Annotated in this window: 6 protein-coding genes; 2 read left to right on the forward strand and 4 right to left on the reverse strand. The window is 69.4% G+C overall.

All coding sequences use genetic code 11. From position 1 onward, the window contains the following. Positions 1-83: 83 nt before the first annotated feature. Genes ABMY26_RS31365 through ABMY26_RS31380 form a run of 4 tightly spaced genes read right to left on the reverse strand, consistent with a single transcriptional unit; the run spans position 84 to position 4,679 of the window. Positions 84-932, reverse strand: a complete 849-nt coding sequence (locus ABMY26_RS31365) for an alpha/beta fold hydrolase (protein ID WP_372399416.1) — start codon at positions 930-932, stop codon at positions 84-86. Further along, on the reverse strand, positions 932-1,315 hold the full coding sequence (locus ABMY26_RS31370; RefSeq protein ID WP_372399417.1) for a hypothetical protein: 384 nt from the start codon (positions 1,313-1,315) through the stop codon (positions 932-934). The genes ABMY26_RS31365 and ABMY26_RS31370 overlap by 1 nt, the downstream gene beginning before the upstream one ends. Beyond that, on the reverse strand, positions 1,312-3,519 hold the full coding sequence (locus tag ABMY26_RS31375; RefSeq protein WP_372399418.1) for an acetate--CoA ligase family protein: 2,208 nt from the start codon (positions 3,517-3,519) through the stop codon (positions 1,312-1,314). The genes ABMY26_RS31370 and ABMY26_RS31375 overlap by 4 nt, the downstream gene beginning before the upstream one ends. After that, positions 3,516-4,679: an acyl-CoA dehydrogenase family protein gene (locus ABMY26_RS31380; RefSeq protein WP_372399419.1), complete on the reverse strand. Its 1,164-nt coding sequence runs from the start codon at positions 4,677-4,679 to the stop codon at positions 3,516-3,518. Before ABMY26_RS31380 ends, ABMY26_RS31375 begins: the two co-directional genes overlap by 4 nt. 113 nt (positions 4,680-4,792) lie before the next feature. Between ABMY26_RS31380 and gcvA the strand changes: the two genes are divergently transcribed. Further along, positions 4,793-5,680: a transcriptional regulator GcvA gene (gene gcvA, locus ABMY26_RS31385; RefSeq protein WP_372399420.1), complete on the forward strand. Its 888-nt coding sequence runs from the start codon at positions 4,793-4,795 to the stop codon at positions 5,678-5,680. Between the two features lie 173 nt (positions 5,681-5,853). Beyond that, positions 5,854-7,059, forward strand: a complete 1,206-nt coding sequence (gene pcaF, locus ABMY26_RS31390) for a 3-oxoadipyl-CoA thiolase (RefSeq protein ID WP_372399421.1) — start codon at positions 5,854-5,856, stop codon at positions 7,057-7,059. Positions 7,060-7,138 lie beyond the last annotated feature (79 nt).

Here is a 7,138-nt window from a genome sequence, read left to right on the forward strand (position 1 = left end):
TGATGGCCGCCGCCTTGCTTTCGGTCGGCGGCCGGTTATTGTCGGAATGCTTGCCGCCGGAGCGCTTGCCGTCGGAACGGGGCTCAGCGGTGGACGATCTCGCTCAGGACCGGCAGCAGATGGGCGATGAAGCCCTCCGGATCCTCGCTCATCGGGAAATGGCCCAGCCCCGGCATGATCGATACGGTGGCGCCGGGAATGCAGGCAGCGGTCTCCAGCGTGTCGGCCGGAGAGCAGGAATAGTCGTATTCGCCGGTCAGCAGATAGAGCGGGCAGCGGCTGGTGTCGATCTCGCCCAACCGGTGGCGGATGTCGCCATCCACCTTGTAGAAATAGAGGTCGCCCTTGAAGATGCCCGGACCGCCCTGCATGTAGTGCCAGACCGTCTCCCAGCGGTGGGCGTCGGGGGCATTCGGCCCGACCAGCCCGGCGGCGATGGCGGCACAGACCTCCCCGCCATTCACGTCCGGATGATGCAGCCAGGTCGTATCGTAATAGGGATGGACGTGGGCGGAGGATTGCAGCCCGACGATGGCGCGGAACTCCCCGGCATGTTCCATCGCCAGATGCAGCGCGATGCGTCCGCCGATGGAACAGCCCATCGCCACCGGGCGGTCAAGGTCCAGCGCCCGGCAGACCGTCAGGATGATGTCGGTGTAGTCGGCGCTGGTGAGCTGGTAGTCACCGTCCTGCCAGCCGGCCGGCGGCGAGGATTTGCCGTGCCAGGGCAGGTCGAAGGCGATGACGCGGAAATCGCGGGTGATGCGCGGATCGTTCAGGATGCCGCGGAACTGGCGGCCGTCCGATCCGGCGGTGTGCAGGCAGACCAGCGGTATGCCCTGCCCCGCCTCCTCGAAATAGATCCGGTGCTCGCGGGCCTTGTGGTCCAGCCGCATGTAACGCCCGGTGATGGATTCGATCGTCGCACGCATCAGGCGGTTTCCTTCGGGCTGCGCAGGCTGGCCATCACGTCCTTGATGTAGAGGAGATTGGCCATGAAGGGTTGCAGGTTGCCGGACAGGGTCAGCTCCCCCCGCCGCAGCAGGGCGAACAGGTCGTGGAACCCCGGCGGCGGCAGCGGCTGCCAGAAGCGCCCCAGTGCATCGGCCCCGCAGGACAGGCCGAAGGTCCAGGACGGCATGACGAACGGCCCCCTGCGCACCTCGGCGATCCGCCCGCGGTCGATGGAGATCAGATAGGCGTCGGCGCCGATGTCCAGCCGCATCACCGCGGTCAGGAACCGGCCGCGATGGACGAGCCGCTCATTGGCGTTCACAAGCTCCGGCAGCGAGAGCACATCCGGCCTGGGCATCATCGGTTCCTCCCGGAACGGTTTTCGGTATCGTTTTCTTGGGACTGGACGGTTGCATCCGCCGTTGCCAGCCGGACCAGCGCGTCGACCGCCACCGCCCCCTGCCCGTCGGCCATCGCCATCAGCGGATTGATCTCCGCCTCCAGCACGGTCACGTCGTCCAGCAGGGCAAGGCGGGAGACGGCGACCAGCGCATCGGCGACGGCGCCGAGGTCGCCCGCCGTCCGGCCACGATAGCCGGCCAGGGCCTGGAGCGCCTTCACCTCGCCGATCATCTCCAGCGCGGTGTCGCGGTCCACCGGCGCCAGCCGCAGGGCACGGTCGCGGTAGATCTCGGTCAGCACGCCGCCTGCGGCCAGCATCACCACCGGCCCGACCTGGGGGTCGCGGCGCAGGCCGACCAGCACCTCGCCCACGCCGCGGGTCATCGGCTGGACCAGGATGGTCCGCACGCCAACCCCCGGCCTTGCGGCTTCGACCCGGCCGCGGATCGCCGCCATGGCGGCGGACAGCGCATCGGCGTCGGCGATGTTCAGCACCACGCCGCCCAGGTCGGTCTTGTGGGCGATGTCGGGATGCAGGACCTTGGCGACCACCGGGTAGGCGAAGGGGAGCTCCGGCACCGGTTCGCCGACCGTCAGCACCGCGACCGGCGCATGGGGAATGCCGACGCGGGCGAACAGACGGTAGGCCTCGGCCTCGTCGATGGTCCGCCCGGCACCCGACCCGGCACCCGCCCCCGCCCCAGGATGAGCAGGCGGCGGCGGAGTCGCCAGTTCGCGACGCGGGGCCCGGCGGTTGAGCGCGGCGGCGATCACGTCGCCGCAGGATTCCGGCGCGCGGAAACAGGGGACTCCGGCGGCGTTCAGGCGCAGCAGCGCCTCCGGCGCCTCCGGCACGATGAAGGCGGCCAGCGGCTTGTCATGCTCGCGCGCGCTGTCGATCACCGGCGCCACCGCCAGATCGGGCTGGAAACGGGCGGAGGATCCGACGGTCGCCAGGACGAGATCGAATTCCGGCGCGGTCTGCATCACCCCCAGCGCGGCCTTCATCACGTCGTAGCGGGTGCCGGCCAGCGTCAGGTCGACCAGGCGCCCCTCCCCGGCCGAGATCCCGGCCTCGGCGAGACGACGCACGGTGTCCGGGCTGGGGGCGGCGACCCGAACGCCGCGGATGGCGAGCTGGTCGATGGCCATGGCCGCCCCGCCGCCGGTGGTGGTGACGACGCCGACGGCGGGTTGCCGTCCGGCCTTCGACTGCATCCGGGGCGGCATGCGGTTGAGCAGCGGCAGGATTTCCAGCAGCCCGTCGAAGGATTCCACCCGGGCGATCCCGCAATCCCGCAGGAAGGTATCGGCGACGTCATCCTCCCCGGCCAGCGCGCCGGTATGGGAAACCGCCAGTTCCGCCGCCTCCGCCGAGCGGCCCAGCTTGTAGGCCGCCACCGGCTTGCCGCGCTCCGCCGCCGCCAGCGCGAAGCGACGGAGGGCGTCGGCGTTGCGCATCGATTCCAGGAACAGCAGGTAGCCGCCGATCTTCGGATCGTCGAGTGTCGCCTCGCAGATTTCGCCGACCGACAGATCCACTTCGCCGCCGACCGACACCAGCCCGGCGAAGCCGACGCCGCGCGCCTTGCCGCGCGACAGCAGGGCGCCGATCAGGCTTCCGCTGTGCGAGGCGACGAACACCCCGCCTTCCGGCAGGTCGGGTTCGGCGAAGGCGGCGTTGGCGGTCAGCACCAGACGCTCATGCACGTTGACGACACCGATGCTCGACGGGCCGAGCACACGCACGCCGTAGGAGCGCCCGATCTCCGCCAGCCGCCGCTCGCGCTCGACCCCGGCGCCGCCCGCCTCGGAAAAGCCGCCGGCCAGGATGGTCGCGACCGGAACGCCCAGACGCCCGCACTCCTCCAGCGCGGCGATGGCCGCATCGGTGCCGGTCAGGATGAAGGCATGGTCCGGCCGTTCCGGCAGGGCCGACAGCGACGCGAAGGCCGGCTCACCCTGCACGGTGGCGCGGGTGGGATTGACGCTGTAGACCTCGCCGCCATAGCCGGCACGGCGCAGGAAGCGCAACGGACGGGCGGCGGTCTTCGCAATGTCGTCCGACACCCCGACCAGCGCCACCGACCGCGGCCGCAGCAGCGCCTCGGCCAGGGCGAAGCCGGTGCAGCCCTTGACCATGCCTGGAACGGTGCCGCTCACGACCGGCTCTCCCGCGGTGGACGCTGATCGAAGCGACGCTCGAACAGTTCCTCGGCGATGCGGTTCTTCAGAATCTCGATTGAGCCGCCGGCGATCATCCAGCCGCGTGTCCGCTTCACGCAGTATTCGACCAGCGCTTCCTGGCTGTACCCGGTGCCGCCCATGATCTGCAGGGCTTCATTGGCGACCTCGAAGCCGGCAAGGTTGCAGGCCAGCTTGGCGATCGAGGTTTCATAGGCCGACGGCAGGCCGTTGTCGGCGTTGGTGGCGGCCCGGTAGAGCAGCAGCTGCGCGCCTTCCAGCTTCAGCGCCATGTCGGCGAATTTCCATTGCAGGCCCTGGAACTCGCACAGCGGGCGGCCGAACTGGACCCGCGTTTCCGCATGCGCCTTGGCGAGGTTGAAGGCATGGCGGCCCAGCGCCAGCGCCCGCGAGGCGTTGCCGATGCGCTCCACGTTGAAGCCGGCAATCTGCTTCTTGAAGCCGCCCGGCCCCAGCAGGACGTTCGCCTTGGGAACCCGGCAGTCCTCGAAATAGAGCTGGCACCATTCCTCGCCGCTCATGAAGGCGGAGGGCTGGCCGATGGTGAAGCCCGGCGTCCCGCGTTCGATCAGCACCGAGCCGATGCCGCCGACGCCTGGGGCGAAGCGGACATAGACCAGGAACAGCGTCGCTTCCGGGCTGTGGGTGGAAAAGACCTTCGACCCATTGATGACGTAATGATCGCCATCCTCGCGGGCGCTGGTCTTCAGGTCGGTGACCGCCGATCCCGCGTCCGGTTCGCTCATGCCCAGCGCCAGCAGCTTGCGCCCGGCGAGCAGGTCGCCCAGCCAGCGCTCCTTCTGCTCTGCACTGGCATATTCGGCAAAGGTGCGGATCGGCCCGAAATTGCCGGCCTGGACGACGTCGGCGCTCTTGGGACAGACCAACGCCAGCTCCTGGATGGCGATCACCGCATCCATCAGCGTGCCGCCAACGCCGCCATCCTCCTCGCGCATCGTGATGCCCAGCAGGCCCATCTCCGACAGTTTCGCGGCCACGTCCCAGGGAAAGGCTGGGGAGTGGGCGCGCTTCAGCGCGTCGGCGGCCAGCTCGGCGCGGGCGAAGCGGCGCACGGAGTCGGCGAAGGCGCGCTGTTCCTGGTTGAGTTGAAAGTCCATGGGCTCCGACGGGGGCTATCGAATTGCGTTGCAGCCAATCAATCGCATTGACGAACAAGCGACAACTTCCTAGTTGTTGGCCTCCCATAACCTTTTGTAATGGACCTGAGACGGTGCGTCCGATCCCCCCGCTCAACCCGCTCCACGTCTTCGAATGCGCGGCCCGGCACGGCAGCTTCACCAAGGCGGCGGACGAGTTGGGCGTCACCCAGCCGGCGGTCAGCCGGCAGGTCGCCTTGCTGGAGGATTACCTGGGGGTCCGGCTGTTCCACCGCGAAACCCGCGGCCTGACCCTGACCGGCGAGGGCAAGCGGTACGCATCGCAGATCGCTCCCGCCTTCCGCTGCATCGCGGAGGCGACGGACGAACTGGTTTCCGCCCGAGCCGCCGCCCCCCTGAAGCTGCAGGTCTATGCGACCTTCATGGCGAAATGGCTGATGCGGCGCTTGCCGCAGCTGCAGACCAACCACCCCGATCTGCGGTTGCGCACCCGAACGGCGGTTACGCCGGTCGACTTCGCCCGCGACAATGTCGACGCGGCGATCCAGCTCGGCACCGGCGATTGGCAGGGCATGGACTCGGTTTTCCTGTTCGCCGACGAAATCCTGCCGGTGTGCAGCCCCGCCCTTCTGGCAGGCGGACCGCCGGTGAAAACCCCGGCCGATCTGCTGCGCTACCCGTTGCTGCACTCCCATTACCGGCGGCGGGACTGGCCCGACTGGCTGGAAGCAGCCGGCTTGGCGATGGCGGAAACGCAGGAGCCGCTGATGTTCCCCAGCTCGCTGCTGACCTATCAGGCCGCCCTGGACGGGCTTGGCATCGCCATGGGCCAACCCGCCATGCTGGAGACGGAGCTGCGCGGCGGCAGTCTGGTCTGCCCGATCGACCGGCCGCTACGCCGCGATCTCGGCTATTACTTCGTGGTACCGCCCAACCACCAGGACCGCGCCCGCATCGCGAAGGTGCGCAACTGGCTGCTGGAGCAGGTGGCGGCCGGGTGACCCGTGGCGGCAGTGCTTGGCGGCATGTCCATTACCGCAGGTTATGCTTCGCCAACTTTATGTCAGTTGCCGCATCCATCCAGGCTTCCGATAGTCGTCCGGACCGCGGCTGGCCGCATCGCAGCTGCCACGCTCTGCCGCCATCGTCCCGTCCAAGCCGGAAGGCCCAGTCCATGACCGAAGCATTTCTGTGCGACGCCGTGCGCACGCCGATCGGGCGTTACGCCGGCGCGCTGTCGCCGGTGCGCGCCGACGATCTCGCCGCCATTCCCCTGCGGGCGCTGCTCGACCGCAATCCTTCCCTGGATCCGTCGGCGATCGAAGACGTGATCCTGGGCTGCGCCAACCAGGCGGGAGAGGACAACCGCAACATCGCGCGCATGGCGGTCCTGCTGGCCGGCCTGCCGGAAACGGTGCCGGGCACAACGGTGAATCGTCTTTGCGGGTCTGGGCTCGACGCCATCGCGCTCGCGGCGCGCGGCGTGCGTGCTGGCGAACAGTCCCTGCTGCTGGCCGGCGGGGCGGAGAGCATGTCGCGCGCCCCGTTCGTGATGGGCAAGGCCGACGGTGCCTTCTCCCGTGCGATGCGGCTGGAGGACACCACGATGGGTTGGCGCTTCGTCAACCCGCGCATGAAGGCATCGCATGGCGTGGACAGCATGCCGGAAACCGCCGAGACGGTGGCCGAGCGGTATGGCATCGCCCGCGAGGATCAGGATTCCTTCGCCCTGCGCTCGCAGCAGCGCGCCGCAGCCGCCCAGCGCAGCGGACGCTTTGCCCGGGAGATCGTCGCCGTGCCGGTCGCCGGCCGCAAGGGTGCGATCACCGAGGTGACGGCCGACGAGCATCCGCGGCCGGACACCACGCTCGATCAACTCGCGGCACTGAAGCCGGTGGTGCGTCCCGGCGGTACGGTGACCGCCGGCAATGCGTCCGGCATCAACGACGGCGCGGCGGCGCTGATCGTCGCCGGCGAGGCGGCGGCCAGGCGCCATGGGCTGACGCCGCGTGCCCGCATCGTCGGCGCGGCGGTCGCCGGGGTCGAGCCGCGCGTGATGGGCATCGGACCGGTCCCGGCTGTGCGCCTCCTGCTCGAGCGCACCGGCGTGCCGCTCGACCGCATCGACGTGATCGAGTTGAACGAGGCGTTCGCCGCACAGGGTCTTGCCTGCCTGCGCGAACTGGGGCTGGCGGACGACGATCCTCGGGTGAATCCCAACGGCGGCGCCATCGCGCTCGGTCATCCGCTGGGGATGTCCGGCGCCCGGCTGGCGACCACCGCGCTGGTCGAGCTGGAACTGCGCGGCGGCCGGTATGCCCTGTGCACCATGTGCATCGGCGTCGGCCAGGGCATCGCCCTGCTGCTGGAACGTGTGTAGCAAGGGCAGGTTCCGAAATAAAAAGGGCGGCCTCCCGATGGGGGCCGCCCTTTTCACGTCGAGCGGTTGCCTTGCGATC

It is taken from the genome of Azospirillum sp. HJ39, from assembly GCF_041507355.1.
Classification (GTDB): domain Bacteria; phylum Pseudomonadota; class Alphaproteobacteria; order Azospirillales; family Azospirillaceae; genus Azospirillum; species Azospirillum thiophilum.

What these genes read in the sequence shown, in the direction of transcription:
- ABMY26_RS31365 (WP_372399416.1), bottom strand. Translation starts at nt 932, where the DNA reads ATGCGTGCGACGATCGAATCCATCACCGGGCGTTACATGCGGCTGGAC.
- ABMY26_RS31370 (WP_372399417.1), bottom strand. Translation starts at nt 1,315, where the DNA reads ATGATGCCCAGGCCGGATGTGCTCTCGCTGCCGGAGCTTGTGAACGCC.
- ABMY26_RS31380 (WP_372399419.1), bottom strand. Translation starts at nt 4,679, where the DNA reads ATGGACTTTCAACTCAACCAGGAACAGCGCGCCTTCGCCGACTCCGTG.
- pcaF (WP_372399421.1), top strand. Translation starts at nt 5,854, where the DNA reads ATGACCGAAGCATTTCTGTGCGACGCCGTGCGCACGCCGATCGGGCGT.